At 68.7% G+C, this 17280-nt stretch carries 16 protein-coding genes and 1 pseudogene; 8 read left to right on the top strand and 9 right to left on the bottom strand.

Features of this window, described 5'->3' with window-relative positions; translation table 11 throughout:
- The first annotated feature begins 53 nt into the window (after positions 1–53).
- Complete coding sequence (ppgK, locus tag ACFVST_RS10750) at positions 54–842, top strand: polyphosphate--glucose phosphotransferase (protein ID WP_390148977.1); 789 nt, start codon at positions 54–56, stop codon at positions 840–842.
- Between the two features lie 29 nt (positions 843–871).
- Here ppgK and ACFVST_RS10755 read toward each other — a convergent pair whose 3' ends face one another.
- Positions 872–1627, bottom strand: a complete 756-nt coding sequence (locus ACFVST_RS10755; RefSeq protein ID WP_390148979.1) for a DUF6542 domain-containing protein — start codon at positions 1625–1627, stop codon at positions 872–874.
- A 223-nt stretch (positions 1628–1850) separates the two neighbouring features.
- On the opposite strand from ACFVST_RS10755, the gene ychF reads away from it, so the two are divergent.
- Both ychF and ACFVST_RS10765 read left to right on the top strand, forming a co-directional pair.
- Positions 1851–2957, top strand: coding sequence for a redox-regulated ATPase YchF (gene ychF, locus ACFVST_RS10760; protein WP_390148981.1), 1107 nt, complete (start codon positions 1851–1853; stop codon positions 2955–2957).
- Positions 2954–3670: an HNH endonuclease gene (locus ACFVST_RS10765; RefSeq protein WP_390148983.1), complete on the top strand. Its 717-nt coding sequence runs from the start codon at positions 2954–2956 to the stop codon at positions 3668–3670. The genes ychF and ACFVST_RS10765 overlap by 4 nt, the downstream gene beginning before the upstream one ends.
- Positions 3671–3715: 45 nt before the next feature.
- Here ACFVST_RS10765 and ACFVST_RS10770 read toward each other — a convergent pair whose 3' ends face one another.
- A complete protein-coding gene (locus ACFVST_RS10770; RefSeq protein WP_390148985.1) occupies positions 3716–4681 on the bottom strand; it encodes a Dam family site-specific DNA-(adenine-N6)-methyltransferase in 966 nt (321 codons plus the stop codon).
- 356 nt (positions 4682–5037) lie between these two features.
- Between ACFVST_RS10770 and ACFVST_RS10775 the strand changes: the two genes are divergently transcribed.
- Positions 5038–6279, top strand: a complete 1242-nt coding sequence (locus tag ACFVST_RS10775) for a DNA methyltransferase (RefSeq protein ID WP_390148987.1) — start codon at positions 5038–5040, stop codon at positions 6277–6279.
- 39 nt (positions 6280–6318) lie between these two features.
- Here ACFVST_RS10775 and ACFVST_RS10780 read toward each other — a convergent pair whose 3' ends face one another.
- The 6 genes and pseudogenes from ACFVST_RS10780 to ACFVST_RS10805 form a co-directional block, all read right to left on the bottom strand.
- Complete coding sequence (locus ACFVST_RS10780) at positions 6319–6759, bottom strand: hypothetical protein (RefSeq protein ID WP_390148989.1); 441 nt, start codon at positions 6757–6759, stop codon at positions 6319–6321.
- Positions 6760–6776: 17 nt separating this feature from the next.
- The gene (locus ACFVST_RS10785; RefSeq protein WP_390148990.1) at positions 6777–7148 is read right to left on the bottom strand and encodes a hypothetical protein; all 372 of its coding nucleotides are present in this window, start codon (positions 7146–7148) and stop codon (positions 6777–6779) included.
- A gap of 62 nt (positions 7149–7210) precedes the next feature.
- Positions 7211–7435, bottom strand: coding sequence for a hypothetical protein (locus ACFVST_RS10790; RefSeq protein ID WP_390148992.1), 225 nt, complete (start codon positions 7433–7435; stop codon positions 7211–7213).
- Positions 7436–7573: 138 nt separating this feature from the next.
- A pseudogene (locus ACFVST_RS10795) lies at positions 7574–9455 on the bottom strand (DNA/RNA helicase domain-containing protein).
- A gap of 146 nt (positions 9456–9601) precedes the next feature.
- Complete coding sequence (locus ACFVST_RS10800; RefSeq protein WP_390148994.1) at positions 9602–10465, bottom strand: hypothetical protein; 864 nt, start codon at positions 10463–10465, stop codon at positions 9602–9604.
- A 103-nt stretch (positions 10466–10568) separates the two neighbouring features.
- The gene (locus ACFVST_RS10805) at positions 10569–10817 is read right to left on the bottom strand and encodes a hypothetical protein (RefSeq protein ID WP_390148995.1); all 249 of its coding nucleotides are present in this window, start codon (positions 10815–10817) and stop codon (positions 10569–10571) included.
- 238 nt (positions 10818–11055) lie between these two features.
- Between ACFVST_RS10805 and ACFVST_RS10810 the strand changes: the two genes are divergently transcribed.
- From ACFVST_RS10810 to ACFVST_RS10825, 4 genes are all read left to right on the top strand, one after another.
- Positions 11056–12345, top strand: coding sequence for an amidohydrolase (locus tag ACFVST_RS10810; RefSeq protein WP_390149053.1), 1290 nt, complete (start codon positions 11056–11058; stop codon positions 12343–12345).
- Positions 12346–12523: 178 nt separating this feature from the next.
- Positions 12524–15088 (top strand): Tox-REase-5 domain-containing protein, encoded by a 2565-nt coding sequence (locus ACFVST_RS10815; RefSeq protein WP_390148997.1) that lies wholly within the window; start codon positions 12524–12526, stop codon positions 15086–15088.
- A gap of 71 nt (positions 15089–15159) precedes the next feature.
- Positions 15160–15900 carry a hypothetical protein gene (locus ACFVST_RS10820; RefSeq protein WP_390148999.1) on the top strand — a complete coding sequence of 247 codons (741 nt, stop codon included), beginning with the start codon at positions 15160–15162 and terminating at the stop codon, positions 15898–15900.
- Positions 15897–16430 carry a hypothetical protein gene (locus ACFVST_RS10825; RefSeq protein ID WP_390149000.1) on the top strand — a complete coding sequence of 178 codons (534 nt, stop codon included), beginning with the start codon at positions 15897–15899 and terminating at the stop codon, positions 16428–16430. Before ACFVST_RS10820 ends, ACFVST_RS10825 begins: the two co-directional genes overlap by 4 nt.
- A gap of 70 nt (positions 16431–16500) precedes the next feature.
- On the opposite strand, the gene ACFVST_RS10830 is transcribed toward ACFVST_RS10825, so the two are convergent.
- Positions 16501–17262, bottom strand: a complete 762-nt coding sequence (locus ACFVST_RS10830; protein WP_390149002.1) for a hypothetical protein — start codon at positions 17260–17262, stop codon at positions 16501–16503.
- Between the last annotated feature and the right edge of the window lie 18 nt (positions 17263–17280).

Consider the following 17280-nt stretch of genomic DNA (forward strand, 5'->3'; position numbering starts at 1 on the left):
TCGTTCGCCGCTTACCCGGGCGGGCGGCCGGAGCCCGCCGTACCGTGGGGCGCATGGAGATCTTCGGTGTGGACATCGGCGGTTCCGGCATCAAGGGCGCGCCGGTGGACCTGGCGCGCGGCGACCTCTCCGAGGAGCGCTTCAAGGTACTGACCCCGCACCCGGCCACCCCCGACAAGGTCGCCGACGGCGTACGGGAGGTCGTCCGCCACTTCGGCTGGACCGGGCCCGTCGGTGTCACCTTCCCCGGCGTCGTCACCGGCGGCGCCACCATCCGCACCGCCGCCAACGTCGACCGGGGCTGGGTCGGCACGGACGCCGGCGCCCTGCTCGGCGAGCGCCTCGGCGGCGTACCCGTCACCGTGCTCAATGACGCGGACGCGGCCGGTATCGCCGAGATGAACTTCGGCGCGGGCCGCGGCCGCCGCGGCACCGTCCTCGTCCTCACCTTCGGTACCGGCATCGGCAGCGCCCTCTTCGTCGACGGCACCCTCGTCCCCAACACCGAGCTGGGCCACCTCGAACTCCACGGCCACGACGCGGAACGGCACGCCTCCACCAAGGCCAAGGACGACCACGAACTGACCTGGGAGCACTGGGCCCGGCGGGTGCAGAAGTACCTGGCGCATGTGGAGATGCTGTTCTCGCCCGAACTGATGGTGATCGGCGGCGGCGTCAGCCGCAAGGCACAGAAGTTCCTGCCCCTGATCGAGGGCATCCGCGCCGAGATCGTCCCCGCGGAACTCCGCAACAACGCCGGCATCGTCGGCGCCGCCATGCGCGCCGCGGCGACCAGGACGGACACGGACGCGGTACGCGCCGGGACACCGGCCGAGCGATAGTCCGGCGCCGCGCCCCGCCCCGTCGTGCCTTACGCGGGGTGCCGGCGAGGCTGCGGCGTGCGCGAGCCGGCACCTGAACCGGCCTCCCCAGTACGGGAGTTGGCGCCACCGGCGGTCCGGGAGCCGGACTTGGCGGGGGTACCGGTACCGCGCGCGGCCGAGGGGCGGGGCCGGCCCGCGCCGTCCCGCTGCGGCCGCAGTCCCGCCCGCTGGGCCGCCGTCCGCCGCCGCATGTCCCGCACCTTGCGCACCGTGGCCGTCACCCCGGCGATCAACGTCCCTCCGTACAGCCACACCGCATGGGTCGACAGCGCGGTGAAGAGGCCCATCAGCCGGCCCCACAGCCCCCCGGTGCCCTCCGCCACCGGCAGCAGCCCCACCGCGTACCCGATCGGCACCGCCACCGGCGCCATCACCAGGTCCGCGGGCCGCACCCACCGCGCCGTCAGCAGGCTCACCGGCAGGAACAGCACCCCGTACACCGTCAGCGAGGCGTCGAAGAGCAGCAGATCCACACAGCCCAGCAGGAACATCACCACCGCGCAGAACAGCCCGCCGCCCAGCCCCGTCAGCCGCGGATCCGGCGCCGCCCGCACCACCCGCACCACCTGCCGTACGGCCTTCCGCACCGCTCTGACCACCCGCACCGGCGGCGGCACCGGCCGCCCGGCCTGCGGGGAGGAGACGCGGACGGCCGCGCCCGTGCTGCGCGACCCGCCCTGGGGCGGCAGCGGCGCGGTCCGGCGCGGTCGGGGCTGGGAGGGGCGCGACCCGAGGTGATCCACGCTCCCAACCTAGATCCGATCATGTGCCGAACGGGCCACGGGACACGCACTTTGGCCGACCTTGGCCCGCCGTTCGACCCGGCGTGCCTCCGCCGCCCCGGGCCCGAACAGGAGGGTGTGCGCCACGCCGTAGACTGGTGGATCGGCCCGCGTCCCGGCCTCGCGGGACCGGCCGCACCAGAGGTACCCGGCCCACCAGCCCTGACGTACGGGAAGTCGCAACGTGTCGCTCACGATCGGAATCGTCGGTCTGCCCAATGTCGGCAAGTCGACCCTGTTCAACGCCCTGACCAAGAACGACGTGCTCGCGGCCAACTACCCGTTCGCCACCATCGAGCCCAACGTCGGCGTCGTGGGCGTCCCCGACCCGCGGCTGACGAAGCTGGCTGAGATCTTCTCCTCCCAGCGCGTCCTCCCCGCCACCGTCGACTTCGTGGACATCGCCGGCATCGTCCGCGGCGCCAGCGAGGGCGAGGGCCTGGGCAACAAGTTCCTCGCCAACATCCGCGAGTCCGACGCGATCTGCCAGGTCATCCGCGCCTTCCAGGACGAGAACGTCGTCCACGTCGACGGCAAGGTCTCCCCCAAGAGCGACATCGAGACCATCAACACCGAGCTGATCCTCGCCGACCTCCAGACCATCGAGAAGGTCCTCCCGCGGCTCCAGAAGGAATCCCGCATCAAGAAGGACCTCCAGCCCAAGGTGAAGGCCGTCGAGGCCGCCAAGGAGACCCTGGAATCCGGCCGCACCCTCTTCGCCGAGGGCGTCCGCCAGGGCACCGAGGCCGCCGCCCCCCTCCACGACCTGCACCTCCTCACCACCAAGCCCTTCCTCTACGTCTTCAACGTGGACGAGGAGGAGCTCACCGACGAGGACTTCAAGAACGAGCAGCGCGCCCTCGTCGCCCCCGCCGAAGCGATCTTCCTCAACGCCAAGCTGGAGGCCGACCTCGCCGAACTGGACGAGGACGAGGCCCTCGAACTCCTCCAGTCCGTCGGCCAGGAAGAGCCCGGCCTCGCCACCCTCGCCCACGTCGGCTTCCGCACCCTCGGCCTCCAGACCTATCTGACGGCCGGCCCCAAGGAAGCCCGCGCCTGGACCATCAAGCGGGGCGCCACCGCCCCCGAGGCCGCCGGCGTCATCCACACCGACTTCCAGAAGGGCTTCATCAAGGCCGAGGTCATCTCCTTCGAAGACCTCGTCCACACCGGCTCCGTCCCCGAAGCCCGCTCCGCCGGCAAGGCCCGCATGGAAGGCAAGGACTACGTGATGCAGGACGGGGACGTGGTGGAGTTTAGGCACAATGTAACCTCTGGCGGCAAGAAGTGAGTACTGCGGAAGGGCAGTACAGCGACGAGTTCATCGAGTGGGCTCGACAGGTCAAGACGTCCAAGCGTGCGCAGAAGGCGCTTGAGTTCCTACTCGACCAAGGCACCGTCACGACCGATGACCTCAAGAACGCCGGATACGATCACCCGCCTAGGGCGGTGCGGGACCTCAAGGACGCTGGCTTTGCCATCACGAGCGCCAACGTTAGCGTCGATGGTCGTCGCATGGCCAGGTATACGCTACTCGACTCGATGAGCGAGGATTTCGCGCAGCGTCGACCGATCTCTAATTCTTTCCGGGACAAGCTCTTTCGAGAGCATGGTCACCGCTGCGCGGTGTGTGGCGCGGAGTTCATCACGCGGATGCTGCAAGCCGACCATCGCGTTCCATTCCACATCGGTGGCGACCCGGCGGTCTTCGAGACCGCGGACTTCATGCCATTGTGTAGCTCGGACAATCGGGCAAAGTCGATGTCCTGCGAGACCTGTCCGAACTGGGAGGTGCGTAATCCTGACACCTGCCGAACCTGCTACTGGCATGACCCGGACGATTACGACCACGTCGCGACGATCGACGAACGTCGGTTGGTTCTGACCGTTCACGGCGACCGCATCGGCGTCATTGACGCCATGAAAGCGGAAGCAGGTGCGAGCGATAGTACGCTCGGTGAGGTGGTGTTGTCTCACCTCGAGCAAGCGGTTCGACGGCAATAGGGCGTCGACCATAGGTGACGCCCTATTGGCTAAGGCTTAGGCCTCCTAAATATTGATGTCGCTGAGTCGGCTGGCAAGAGCGGGTGACAGATACAAAGACTCTGTCGTAACGTCGGTTCGGCCGCTCAGTGTCGCCTGGCTGGACCGGCCTACAATGATGTGCAGGTGAGTGAGGTTCAGGTCCTCACTCAACCGTTCGCCATACTTGTTGTCTTCGCGTACCTCGTCATAAGAAACGATGTACGACACCCCATTGTCGTTCGCCTTCGACAGTGCGCGTTCGAAGTCCTCACGTACAAGTCCGGACATGTAGCGGTGATCAGCAACATTGGTGACGCCCTGATAAGGCGGATCCATGTACACAACGTCCTTGCGTCCCGCGCCAATCAACAGAGATTCATAAGAACCGTTTAGCACCGTCGTGTTCTTCATAACATTCGACGTCTGCAGCAATCGCTTGCGGACGGTCGCGGGCTTCGCGCCGAGCCGTCGATTGTCTGCCGACTGATTGAAATCGCCGGTCTTGCTGTAGCGCACAGCGCCTTTGACAATCCGATTGAGTAGGTAGAGCAACAAGGCTGGGTCATTCGTGCGGTTGAACTCGGCTCGCTGATCGAAGAAGTAGGCCTTTGGGTCGTCCAAGGAGGCTTCCCACATCGATTCATACTGCTTGGCTAGCGCATCTGGATCTTTGATGATTCGGCTCCACATGGCCATAAGCGGAGCATTGACATCATTGATGATCGTAGAGCCCACGATCCCGCTGTGACGCGCAGCAATGCTGATCGCAGCTGAGCCCGCGAAGGGCTCGACGAGCGTCTCGGTGTCGTTAGGCAGGTACCTCAGCACCGCATGTGCCAAGGCTCGCTTGCTGCCTTGGTACGCGAACGGGTGAGGTGCATCCTGTAGCTCAGCAAGCTTCTCGATCGTGATTTCGGCCAGACCGCTCTCACCTACAGGCGGAGGAGTCTCGAAGAGAGTTGCGTTCAAGCCAAGTGATCCAGTCGTCATCCTCCAATTCTACGTTCGCCGAGCCGTGCTATCCGACGGATACACTCTGGAGTTCCGTCACAATACAATCGACGGCATGAGAACTCGCGAGCCACAGAGGTGACCGGGCCGTAGTGGAGTTCCGGTTCAACGTGTAGTCGGCGCCGCGGTGGCAGGTCGGGATCGGCAGTACGTCGAGATCATTCTTGAGCCGTCGCGGAAGTCTGCGAACTACCTGCCGAAGATGGGGAGATCCGGCGAGGTCGACCTGGAGGGATGCACCGATCTCTACGGTGAGGATCCGCTCTATCACTGGATGGGGCTCGACTACTGCCCGCCGGTATGGAGGACATCCTTCGAGCCCTCCTGGAGGCCAAGTGACCCTGACGGTCGACCGCGCGGCGCTGACGCGGAACGAACAACTGACATTCCGGGCGAACATGGGCGTCGGCCGCCACGGGTGGCTCCGCCTGACGCCGGCCTACGGCGTACGCCTGGTGCGGGATCGGCTGGCCGGACTGCCGGCCGGGTCGATCGTCACCGATCCGTTCTCCGGTACCGGGACCACGCCGCTCGCGGCGGCCGAGCTCGGTCACATCGGGCAGAGCGTCGATGTGAATCCGTTCCTCATCTGGCTCGGTACGGCGAAGGTCTCGAACTACTCTCCGGAGACGCTGCTGGCGACGGCGGACGCGGCGCGGGCCGTACTCGCCGACGCCCGTAAGCACAAGGAGGACAACGACCTCTGGCAGCCGAACCTGTTCAAGATCGAGAAGTGGTGGTCCCCGGGCGCGCTGCACGCGCTCAAGGCGCTGCGGCACTCGATCGACGAGCATGTCGGCCCGGTCGAGGACCTGTTGGAGATCGCGCTGTGCCGATGCCTGATCTCGTGCTCGAACGCCGCTTTCAATCACCAGAGCATGTCCTTCAACGAGTCGTCGGGCGAGCCCGTGCTCTTCGACATGGATGACGCGGAGCGGACGTTCGCCGCTTTCAACACCGAGGTCGTCGCCCTCGTCGAGTCGGCGCGGTACGACCTCACCGGCTCGGCGACCATCCATCACGGTGACTCCCGTGCCGGGGTCAAGGACCTCCGGCAGGCCGACCTCGTGCTCACCTCCCCGCCCTACGTCAACCGGATGTCGTACATCCGCGAGCTGCGCCCCTACATGTACTGGCTCCGCCGTCTCGATCGGGCGAGCGACGCCGGTGACCTCGACTGGCGAGCCATCGGGGGCACTTGGGGGACCGCGACGAGCAAGCTGAACACCTGGACGCCCGAGGTCGAGACGCCGGTCGACGAGGCCATGGCGAAGGTGTGCGAGCGGATCAGCCAGGACGGCGGGAAGAACGGACCCCTGCTCGCGAACTACGTGCACAAGTACCACCACGACATGTGGCTGCACTTCCAGGCGATCACCGCACAGGTGAAGCCCGGCGGCGGCGTCTCGTACATCATCGGCAACTCGACGTTCTACAAGCACGAGGTTCCCGCCCACGAGTGGTACGCCGCGATGCTCCGTGAACTCGGCTACGCGGAGGTGAACATCGAGGTGATCCGCAAGCGGAACAGCAACAAGGCACTGTTCGAGTACGACGTCACCGGCCGCAGGCCGTGACCGTGGGCTTACGGGCGCTCACCGCCCCGCCCGCTCCCGTCAGACGGATTCGAAGGTCATCCAGATCATGCCCGGTCTGCCGGGGGTGATCGCGAACCAGAAGAGGGCGAGGGCGAGTTCGTCGGTCGGGTCGAGGGGCTGGGCGCGGTCCAGTGTGTGTCGGCCGAACGAGCCCCTGTGTCCGGCGGCGAGGGTGCGGCCGTGCAGGGTGAGGGAGCCGTTGTGGTCGCGGCGGCGTACCGGGCGGGGGCGGCCGTTGTCGAGGGTGGCTTCGCCTGCCGGGCTCGCGCCCTCGTGCAGCGTCACCCGGTGCTGGTGGTTCGGCCGGAGGCGGATGATGTGCAGCTTGGCCTCTCGCTCCTGCTGGGGCCAGGTCGCGCGGAGTTGTCCCCGCGGGTCGTGCAGGGAGACGGTGGTGCCCGCGGTGTCGCTGGTCGCGGTCCAGCCGAACGGGGATGTGTGCGGCGTGGGTTCCCTCATCGCGCCTCTTTCGTTCTTCACAGCGGGCCGTACGAGGCGAGGCCGGCGGGGGCGCGCCAGGTGGCGAGGTCCTCTTCGAGCAGGGCCCGGAAGCGGGCGTCGCTCCGGGCCTTGCGGCGGAGGGACTCGCGGGCCCGTCCCATGATGGTCGCGGGGACGACGATCGCGGCCACGAGCAGGCCGGTCATGTACACCAGGACCGCGGCGAGTGGGAGCAGCCGCGAGGGGTCGTGCCAGGTGTCCGGCTTCGCACCGAGGGCGGAGACCGCGAGGAAGGCGAACAGGATGAAACCGAGGAACGACAGCGCCTGACGGGGGCCGCCGGGGCCGCGGCGGCTGACGGGGCGGCCCGTCTTCGGCAGGCGGTCGGGGACGCGCGCGTAGAACACACGGCAGAGCGCGGCGAGCGCGGCACCCGGGAGTCCGACGGCCAGGGCGGGTGTGGGGGTTTTCAGCCACAGCCCAGGCAGACGCCCAGAACGATCATCTCCGCGCCCACTCCGATCCCCGCGGCCCAGGCACCCATGTACGCGCCGCGTGCGGTGGCGATCTCCCGCAGCCGCGAGGGAGCGTCCTCGGGGCGGAGGCGGCAGAGGTCCGGGGAGAGCCAGTACTCCAGCGGGCGCTGGAGCGGGGGGAAAGGAGAGGGAGCAGAGGGGGGCGGTTGCTCCGGCACTTACGGCATGTCTGGATTCAACACCCTGAATCGGCCGCGGCCGTCAGGAAGTCGGCCGCCGGCTGTCGACTTGATCATCGCGGTGGATGTTCGGTGGTCCTCGGTCCGCCTGGATGAGCGCCCTCTACGGCCACGGCTTCACACGGCCGCGAAATCCGGGGTCGCAGCAGTCAGCGAGTGGAGCTTCCGCTGTGTCTCGGCGTCGGCCGAATACACCACCGTCCCGATCATCCCTCGCGTCAGCAGCACCTTGTATGTGTTGCGGATCAGCCGGTTCACATCGGCTTCCGGAGTGGACTTCTTGAAGACCGGATCCTTGGACGCGGACCGGTCGATGACCCAGTGGTTGCCGCGCCACACCAGGTCGGGACCTATGATGACGCCGCTCCAGTCGTACTCAAAGCCCTGCGCCGTGTACACGCAGCCTACTTGCCCGAATCCGGCCGGATCGGTCGCCCACAGAGCGGACGGAGGTGCGCCCCCGACGGACCGGTCACCGAAGAGGTTCCACGGCCGTGCCCAGTCCCCGAGCACGACGTCCGCGGGGAGCGCCTGTCCGGGGGGGGCACCTTCTTCGTCCACTTCCAGCAGTAACCCGCGGACATACGTGCGCTGTACCCCTGCAGGCGGCGCTCTTCGAGGAACGCTTCCAACTCCTGGGGGCTGTCCGCGACCGTGAGTTGCATCCTGCCGTCGGGTTCCCAGGTGACCGGGTCACCCGGCTCAAGCCCCAAGAGCCTTACCACCCACCGCAGATAGGCATCGCTGCCGCCGCACCGGAACTGGCTGTCCAGCGGCACCACCCGGCACTGCAGCCCCTTCTTCGCGGCGGCGGCCTGGATCTCGGTGACCGTGCCCATCTCGCCGGGGCGGACGACCTGGTGCTCGTCCAGCAGGAACACCGGGACGCGCGCCGCCTCGATGAGTTCCTCGACCTGGGCTTTGCCGGTACGGTTCGACGCCCGTGTGAAGCGGTTGGCCGATGTCTCCCGAATGCGGTGGGCTTCGTCGCAGATCAGGACGTCGAGGTTGTTGGGCTCAGCGGTCATGAAGCTGTTGAAGTACTTGAAGAGGTCCTTCACTTCGCGTTTCCGGGCGCCCGCGACCTTCCGCATGGTGGTCGTGAACGAACTGGAGCCCGTCGCATGCAGTGCGGTGCTGCCCTGCCGGTACAGCTCACCTAGGAGCGACAGCGCGATGACGCTCTTGCCGGTGCCTGGTCCGCCGGTGACGATCACGACCTCCTTGTGGTCGGATCGCCTGGCGCGGCGGACGGCGTTCAGGACGGTGCGGTACGCGATCTGCTGGTCGTCAAGCAGGACGAACTGCTCACGTTCACGCACCTCTTGGGCGGCCACTGCCATGAGCTGCTTGGACGGGCCGATCTTTCCGTTGACGAGTTCGTCCGCGGCCGAAGCGCCGGATTCCGGCCCTAGCTTCGTACGCAGGAATTCGATGAACTCGCCGCGCTGCGCACGGTGAAGAGCTGGCCGTATTGGTCCTGCTCGGCTTCGAAGAGCCCACTGACCCCGAATTCGGTGGCGTTGTGCAGATACGCGGCACCGTTGATGCGTTCCGGGTGTTCGGCGAGCGCTCCATTGAAGGAGACGAGGTACTCGCAGTAGCCGCGCACTTGGTCGACGGGGTTCAGCGCCGCATCGGCATATGAGTCGATGCGGCACAGCGACGGATCGTCATCGTCGGGTTCCGCGCTGCTCCACTGCTTGAGTTCCACCACGACATACGACGGCAGTCCGGTACGGGGATGCACACCGGCCAGTACGGCATCGGCGCGCTTGCTGTTCAGCGGCAGGCCGTATTCCAGGAGTACTTCGACCTGCCCGAGCCCCGCGTCGTTGAGCGCGCTCGCGAGTACCGGGATGCTTCGCTCCCATGAACGGACTTCGGAGGGGCCGGGCTTGTGGCCGTGCACATGCACGAACTGCTCCGTCAAACGGAAGAACAGAGCACCGGAGAGGCACTCGGCGGCGACGGTCACGGCGGAATCGCGGAACAGCAAGACATGCCCCCAGGCAGCACGAAGGAACTGGTGCGGGTGGGGGCGTTTCCTTCGGACTCCGTCAGACGGAGCGGAAGCCCGGCGGGCCGCACCTACGTGGGGCAAGATTACCTGTGCTGTCTGGGGTGGGCAGGCGGTGTGCGCGGTTACCAGTTCTCGCGCTTGCCCCATCGGTCTTTGAGAATGCCGAACTGGGGCGAGCGCGCAAGGGTTGTTGTGTCGGCCGGGGGCCAGATCGGGTCGGCCGTGAACGGTTGCAGTGAATAGCGGACTCCGGCCGGGTGGTGCCAGAGGTCCGGGCATGACGCCGCTCCGACGAGGCGCACGATCTCATCTCGGCCTGTTACCGCGGGGTTTGCTTCGAGGGTCTTCTGTATGTGCATCACCCCATCTATACGTACACGGGCCAATTCACGCGGTATGCGCGCGTTCTGGTTGCGTGGATAACAAATACGTCCGTGGGGCGAAGCCTGTCCAGCGGCTGCGGGGGAAGCCGACGATGCCGCATCGTTCGCTTCCGCCAGGATGCTGCACCAGAGATGGCCGTCACAGATGTTGTGGCTCTCGACGTCCCCGCCGATGATTCTGAGGCCGCCTTCAGCGAGTTCGACAACGAAAGCCTGCCGCTCCGCGCGCTCCCCTTCCGTGAGAGTGACGCTGGCCCGGGCGACTTGGATGAAGGCGGCGTGGAGTGCCTCATCCACCAGTAGCGTCTCAACCCAAGTCGCACCGCGCCCCCGCTCCAGGTTCAACTGCGTGATGCCGTCCGGGATCTTTCGCCTCGAGCGGGTTTCGGTGTCGCGAAAGTCAGCGTGAAAGCCTCCGTAGATGTCATTGAGGTCGTGCAGTAGTTGCGTGAGGTTGTTTGTGTCGGCGGTCGTGCAGGACACGGCCCGCTTGATGAGGTCGTGCTGATGGCCCGCGCCATGGCAGTAGCAGTGGCAGTTCGACAGTCGTGCGCGTTCGCATGATGTGTTGTGCTCGGGCAAGAGGTGCGTCGTTGTGGCCATTCAGGACTCCAATCGTCGCGGTCCGAGTAGTGGCACGGGGTGGGAAGGCGTGCCAGGCGGCGAACACCCTTGAGGAACACGGCTGTCGGGTGTCGTGGGCCGGTCAGCGCGTCGGCGGTGGCGCGTATCGGCCGATGTCGTCCGTTTCGGTGGCCGACGGGGTGGGGGCGGTGTCCGAGGGGTGGGCGAAGGGGCCCGCGTGCTGGTGCATGAGGAGGAGCATGACCGCCGCGAAGACGAGGACGAGGACGATCAGGGCGCAGCCGACGGGGTTGCGGGGGTTGAACTCGTAGCGGTTCGTTCCCCAGCGGTTGCGCTTGAAGACCGGCTCATCGTCGTCGAAGTAGGGCACGGGGCAAGGGTAGTTGGCGGGTGCGGCTCACGGTTCGCGGTCGAGCAGGTTGAGGACGGCGCGGGCGATGGTGGCGAGGGTGAAAGGGTTATCCTCCGGCGCCGACCCGGCACCGGCAAGACCGCCTGGCGAGACTGGCGGTCGCCCTGATCCCGTTCCCCGGCCTACCGTGGCGTGGGCGTTGGCGTGGTCGGCCAGGTGAGGAGCGGGGAGCGGCATGAGCGGCGGCACAGGTGGCATGAACGGGACTGCGGGCACGGTCGGTACGCGGGCGGAGCGGGCGGTGCTGGGTGGGCTCGGCGGGGCGCGGGGCGAACTGCTGGAGCTGTACAGGGACTTGCACCGGCACCCCGAGCCCGGTATGCGCGAGCACCGGACGGCGGGGAAGGCCGCGGAGGCGCTCCGGGCCGCCGGTCTCGACGTCGTGGCGGGGATCGGCGGGACCGGTGTGGTCGGGGTGCTGGCCAACGGGGACGGCCCGGTGGTGATGGCGCGCGCCGATATGGACGCCCTGCCGGTACGCGAGCGGACCGGCCTGCCGTACGCCTCCACCGTGACCGTGACCGGGGACGACGGGGTCGGGCAGCCGATGATGCACGCCTGCGGGCACGATATGCATGTGGCCTGCCTGGTGGGGTGCGCACGGCTGCTGTCCGGGGCGCGGGACGAGTGGCGGGGCACCTTCCTTGCGCTGTTCCAGCCGTCGGAGGAGAACGGTGAGGGCGCCGACGCGATGATCGCGGACGGGCTGACCTCACGGGTGCCGCACCCCGATGTGGTGCTGGCCCAGCATGTGCTGCCGTACCCGGCGGGCTATGTGGGGACGCGGGCCGGTTCGTTCCTCTCGGCTGCGGACAGTCTGCGGATCACGGTGCACGGGCGCGGCGGCCACGGTTCGATGCCGCAGGCGACGGTGGATCCGGTGGTGCTGGCCGCGATGATCGTGGTGCGGTTGCAGACGGTGGTGTCGCGGGAGACGGCGATGACGACCCCGGCCGCGGTCACCGTCGGCAGCCTCCACGCCGGCACCGGCCCCAACGTCATCCCCGACCGGGCCGTACTGGAGGTCAACGTCCGCTCCTACGACGAGAGTTCGCGTACCCGGGTGCTGGCGGCGATCGAGCGGATGGTGCGGGCGGAGTGCGCGGCCTCGGGTTCGCCACGGGAGCCCGAGTTCGAGCGGCTCTTCGCGCTGCCGCCGACGGTGAACGACGAGGCGGTGACACGGCGGGTGGCGGAGGCGTTCGCCGCCCACTTCGGACCGGACGCGCACACCGCCGAACTCCAGTCTGCCAGCGAGGACATGAGCCGTATCCCGGAGGCGTTCGGCGTGCCGTTCACCTACTGGGGCATCGGCGGCACGGACCCCGGGCTGTACGCCCGCGCCGCGGCGGCCGGCACCGTCGCGGAGGACGTGCCCGTCAATCACAGCCCCCACTTCGCGCCCGTCCCCGAACCCACCCTCGACACCGGCGTCCGCGCCCTCACCGTCGCCACCCTGGCCTGGCTGGGGACCGCGTCGGCCTGAACTGGGTCTGGCGCACGTCCTGTTGGGGCGGCCGTTTCGGGCTGTGATGTTCGCCGCAAGGCTGTGGAAGTGGTGTGAGGGGTCCTGACCCGCGCTCCGACTGGCCCTAATCTGGGCGTTCCAGCGCGGTATGAGGGGGATTCATATCGCCTGAAGCAGAAGGCACTTGGGGGGACGCATGTCCGCGTTCGGTGGGCCCGCCGCGTTTGGGGGAGCAGTGGCGCCACACGCGGGGCGGCGGCGGATGCCGCCCGCGCTGGTGGTGGCAGGTGTGCTGGTGCGGGTGCTGTTCGGCGCCACGCTGCTCGGCGGGATCGGCCTGTTCGGCTCGGCCATGGCCGCCGACGCGCTGAGCGCGCGGCTGCTCGGTGTACTGGCCGCCGCGGCCGCACCCGGTGTCCTCGGCTGGCTGCTGATACGGCGCGCCCGTACCGGCGGGCGGCGGGTGTGGGCCGGGCTGCTCGCCGTACAGGTGTGGCTGCTGCTCGGCGCGCTGTCCAATGTCGGGGCTGGCTCCCGGCACGGCTTCGTCCAGCTTTTCCTGCCGGTGGTCATCCTCGTCCTGACCACCCGCCGGGAGAGCCGCGAGTGGTTCCTGCTGCCGGTGGGGGACCGGGAGGAGAAGCCGCCGTTCTCGCTGGCCCACATGATCACCTGGCGCCGGGACCGCGGCCAGACCTCCGTGGAGTACGCGGGACTCGTGGCCGTCGTCGTCGCGATCGTCCTGGCCCTGACCCTGTCCGGCGTCGGCACCACCATCGCGGACGGGATACGTTCCGCGATCTGCTCGGTCACCGGCTCCGCCTGCCCCTCCGGCGGCGAGGACGGCTCGGTGGAAGCGGGGGATGGGCCTGACGGTTCCACGGGGGGTTCCGGGGGTGGCTCGGGCGGCGCCAACGGCTCTGGTAGCGGCGGGAGTTCGGGCGCAGTCGGCGGCTCGGGTGGCGCCAACGGTTCGGGTAGTGGCGGGAGTTCGGGCGGCGCGAACGGTTCCGGCGGTGACCAGGGTTCGGGTGGCGGCGCGAACGGTGCGGGTGGCGCCAACGGCTCTGGCAGTGGCGGGAGTTCGGGGGGTGCGAACGGTTCCGGCGGCGACCACGGTACGGCCGGTGCGAACGGCTCGGGTGGCGCCAACGGCTCAGGTACCAGCGGTGGTTCCGGCGGCGCCAGCGGTGGTTCCGGCGGGGCAAACGGCGGCACAGGTGGCACCGCCGGCGCCTCCGGCGGGGCGAGCGGTGGCTCCGACACCTACCCGGAGACGGACGAGGAGCCGCAGGCCAAGTACGACCAGGTCGGGAACGACGACGGGCCCACCGGGTCGGGCGGCGACGAGAGCGGCGGGGACAAGAACGAGTGCCACGGCTTCTTCGGCTGTGCGTGGGACAAGGTCGCCCAGGTCGGCAAGGGCCTGTTCTACGACGGTGTGTGGGGCGATGTCAGCGGCATCATCGACCTCTTCAAGCCGGAGACCTGGTCCGGGCTCGCCGACTACGGCAAGCAGCTCGGCGACAAGTGGAAGCAGGACTCCAAGGACGCCGGCAGCAAGTGGGACAAGGGCGACTACCTCGGCGCGCTGAAGGACTGGGGCGGCGCCTCCGTCAAGACGGTGGTGAAGGTCGGCGACGACATGTTCGTCGGCGACGAGGTGCGCGAGCGCTGGAACAACGGCGAGAAGACCCGGGCCGTCACCGATGTGGTGTGGAACGTCGGGTCGCTGTTCATCCCCGGCTACGACGTGGCGAAGGTCGTGGGGAAGGTCGGCAAGGCCGGCAAGTTGGGCAAGTTGGCCGAGAAGGCGGCGCACGCGGCGGAGAACGCGGGCGACGCCGCCCGCCGCGCCCGGAAGGCCGCCAAGGCCGGTGACCTCGACGGGGTGCGCAAGGCGGCGAAGGAGGCCGACGAGGCGGCGGACGCGGCGGAGGCGAAGGCCCGCAAGACGGGCTGCGCCATCGCGGCCGGACCGGGCCCGCTACCAGGCCCGCTCCCGGGCACCGGGCTCGGCGGCGGCCCCGGCACCGGCACCACGGTCCTCGCCGGCGGCCCCGCCCACCGCGTCCTGGCCGACGGCGGCTGCGACAAGACCGCCGAGGCCGAGGCGAAGGAGGCCCGCAAGAAGGAGCGGGAGGCCTGGCTGGAGCAGAAGCGGCTGGAGGAGCCGGAGCGGGCGCGCAAGGCCCTGGAGAAGAAGAAGCAGTACCCGGACGCCAAGCGCAACGACACCTCCGACCCGCGCAACTACGACCGCACCGAGTGGAACAAGCACCTCAAGGACCCGAAGTACGGCGACGCGGACGGCGGCAACGGCTACTGGGCCGGGCGCGACCGCAACCCCGAGCCGAACTGGAAGAACGAGTCCTGGCTGAGGTACGAGGAGCAGATCACCGGCCGCCAGCGCGGCAAGGAGTACTCGGTCCCGCACCCGAAGGAGGGCGAGAATCCGGTCGACTACGACGGCTGGGACTCCGGCCGGCAGACCTTCCTGGAGGCCAAGAACGGCTACGAGAGCTATCTGTCCAAGGCGGACCGCCGCACGCTGACGGACTCCGGCAAGAAGAAGTTCGTGGACGAGGCGCAGCGGCAGGTGGACGCCTCCGGTGGCCGTGCCGTCGAGTGGCACTTCTCCAACGAGGACGTGGCGAAGGCGGCCCGCAAGGCGTTCCGCGAGAAGGGCCTGCCGATCAAGGTCGTCTACACCAAGCAGAAGCCGGCCGACTACCCGAGGAAGCCGGGCCAGTTCGACTGAAGCGGGACACGGCCCGTCCCGGACTAGAGTCGAGGGTCCGACCAGCAGGTGAGAGGCGACGGAGGCGGGACATGCGGCGTGTGGTGCGGGGGTTCTGGGGACCCCGGGAGGAGTCCGTCGAGGCGCTGGCCGGACGCTGGAAGCGGACACTGGACCGGCTCGCCGAACTGCTCCCGGCGGCCGACCCCGGCGCGGCGGACGGTACGGCGGGCGCCGGTGGTGCGCCGTGGACGTGGCAGCAGGTGCAGTCCGAGGGACCCGCCACCGCGCTGCGGGCCGACGAGCCGTCCCTGCTCGCCGCGCTGCGTGCCGTACAGGCGGCCGACGGGTGGACGGACACCACCGGCACCGGGTTGAGCCTGGTCGCCGGGAACGCCGCGGGCTGGCGGATCGACACCGGCGGCCGCGCTGGCGGCACCTCGGAGTTCCTGCTGCAAGCGGTACTCATCGGCATCGAGGCGCCGGACGGGGCCGAGGTCCCCGACGCCGCTCTGCTCGCCGCGGTGGCGGAGATCTGGGAGCCCGACTTCGGCGGCGTCACCGACGACGATGTGCTCGACACCCTTGAGGACGACGGCGACTTCGACCCGGACGAGCCGTCCGTGGGCTGGGTAGGCCATCTGTCGCCGGCCCGCGCCGCCCTGCTGCCGGACGAGTTGGCGGTCACCCGCACCGAACTCCCGGACGGCGGTGCCCTGTTGGACATCGCACCCCGTTCGGACACCGAGGCCGTACTGGCGGCCAACCTCCGGCTGCGGGACGCCGGGGCACTGGAGCCGCTGCCCCGCCCGATGGCGCGGGCCCTGCTGTGACCGCCCGCGCCGGGGAGCGTTTCGCGGTCACCCGAGCCGTGTCCGACATCGAGGCTCTGCTCACCGGCCCCGTACCGGCGACCGGTCCGACGCGCAGCGAGGGCGACCCGGCCACCGGCGAGTGGACCGTCACCACGGGCCGGGGTTTCGTCTTCGCCCCCCTCTGGGAGAGCGAATCCTTCGAGCAGCGGCCCGCCGACGAGTGGAACGCCGCCCAGGACGCCGCGTCCGCTCATCTGGCCGCACTGGTACGGGAGTTGGACGCCCGCTGGGGCGCCCACCGGACGGTGCGGATGCATGTCCCCCTCTTCCGCAAGCAGACCGGCCGCCCCATGCCCGAGTTCTTCCAGGCCCTGGCCGACGAGGACTGCTACGGCGACCTCACGGTCTGGGGCGGCCCACTCCCGACCGCGGCCCCGGACCGCCGCTGGATCGCCCTCTCCCTCAACCAGAGCGACGGCGACGCCCCCCTGATCCTCATCGCCGCAGTCACCACCGACGAGATCACCGAACTACCCGAAGAGGGGTGACGCCGGGGCCTCGTCGGCGGGCGCGCGGGGGAAGTGGCTGCCGGGCAGGGCGAGCGGCGGCCCGGGGACATCACTTCACCACGACGTTGTCCCCGGCCGAAGTCGACTTCCCTGTGGTGGTGTTGCCGTAGTACACCCAGCGCCACGTGCCCGTCGTGGATGCCTTCACGGTCGTCTTGAGAGCACCCGAGCTGTTCGCGTACACCTTTTTCACCGTGGTGTAGGAGGCTCCGGTGGGCTTGAACTGCAGACTCACCAGGCGGCCTCCGTAGGAGGCGTACTTCCTGGTCTCCCAGTTGGCCCGCGTGACCTTTCCGGTCACCGTGATGGTGCTGCCCTTGGCCGCCGGCTCGGGTGAGGCGTTCACGGTCAGGCGGGAGTTGCGCTTGACGTAGACCGTGAGGTCTTTTTTGTCAGTGTCACCGCTGTTGTCCTGGAAACGCACCTCGGCCGCGACCTTCCAGGCCCCGGCCTCGCTGTTGCGCATGTCATACAGGCCCGGCTCGAAGTACATCGTCTCGTCGATGTCGCAGACGCTCGGGCTTACCACGATGCAGTCGCTTGTCTCGATGCCGTGCCACAGGTGGTTACTCGTATCGACGCGGTACAGAAACGCCATCGACCACTTCACCGGGTGGGCGGTCGTCACCCTGAAGGAAGTCGGCACCGCGACCTCCTTCGACACCCCGAGCACGACCGGCTTGCCGCCGTTCACCTGGACACGGCTGAACGAGGCCCCGCCTTCGGCCGCGCCGGCCGGAACCGCGGCCACGCCGGTGAACACCGCTGCCGCGCCACCGGCCACGACAACTCTCCAGAGCTTCTTCCCCACTTGATCCCCGATCCCTGT

Origin of the sequence: Streptomyces sp. NPDC058045 (assembly GCF_042885635.1) — a bacterium.
GTDB lineage: Bacteria > Actinomycetota > Actinomycetes > Streptomycetales > Streptomycetaceae > Streptomyces.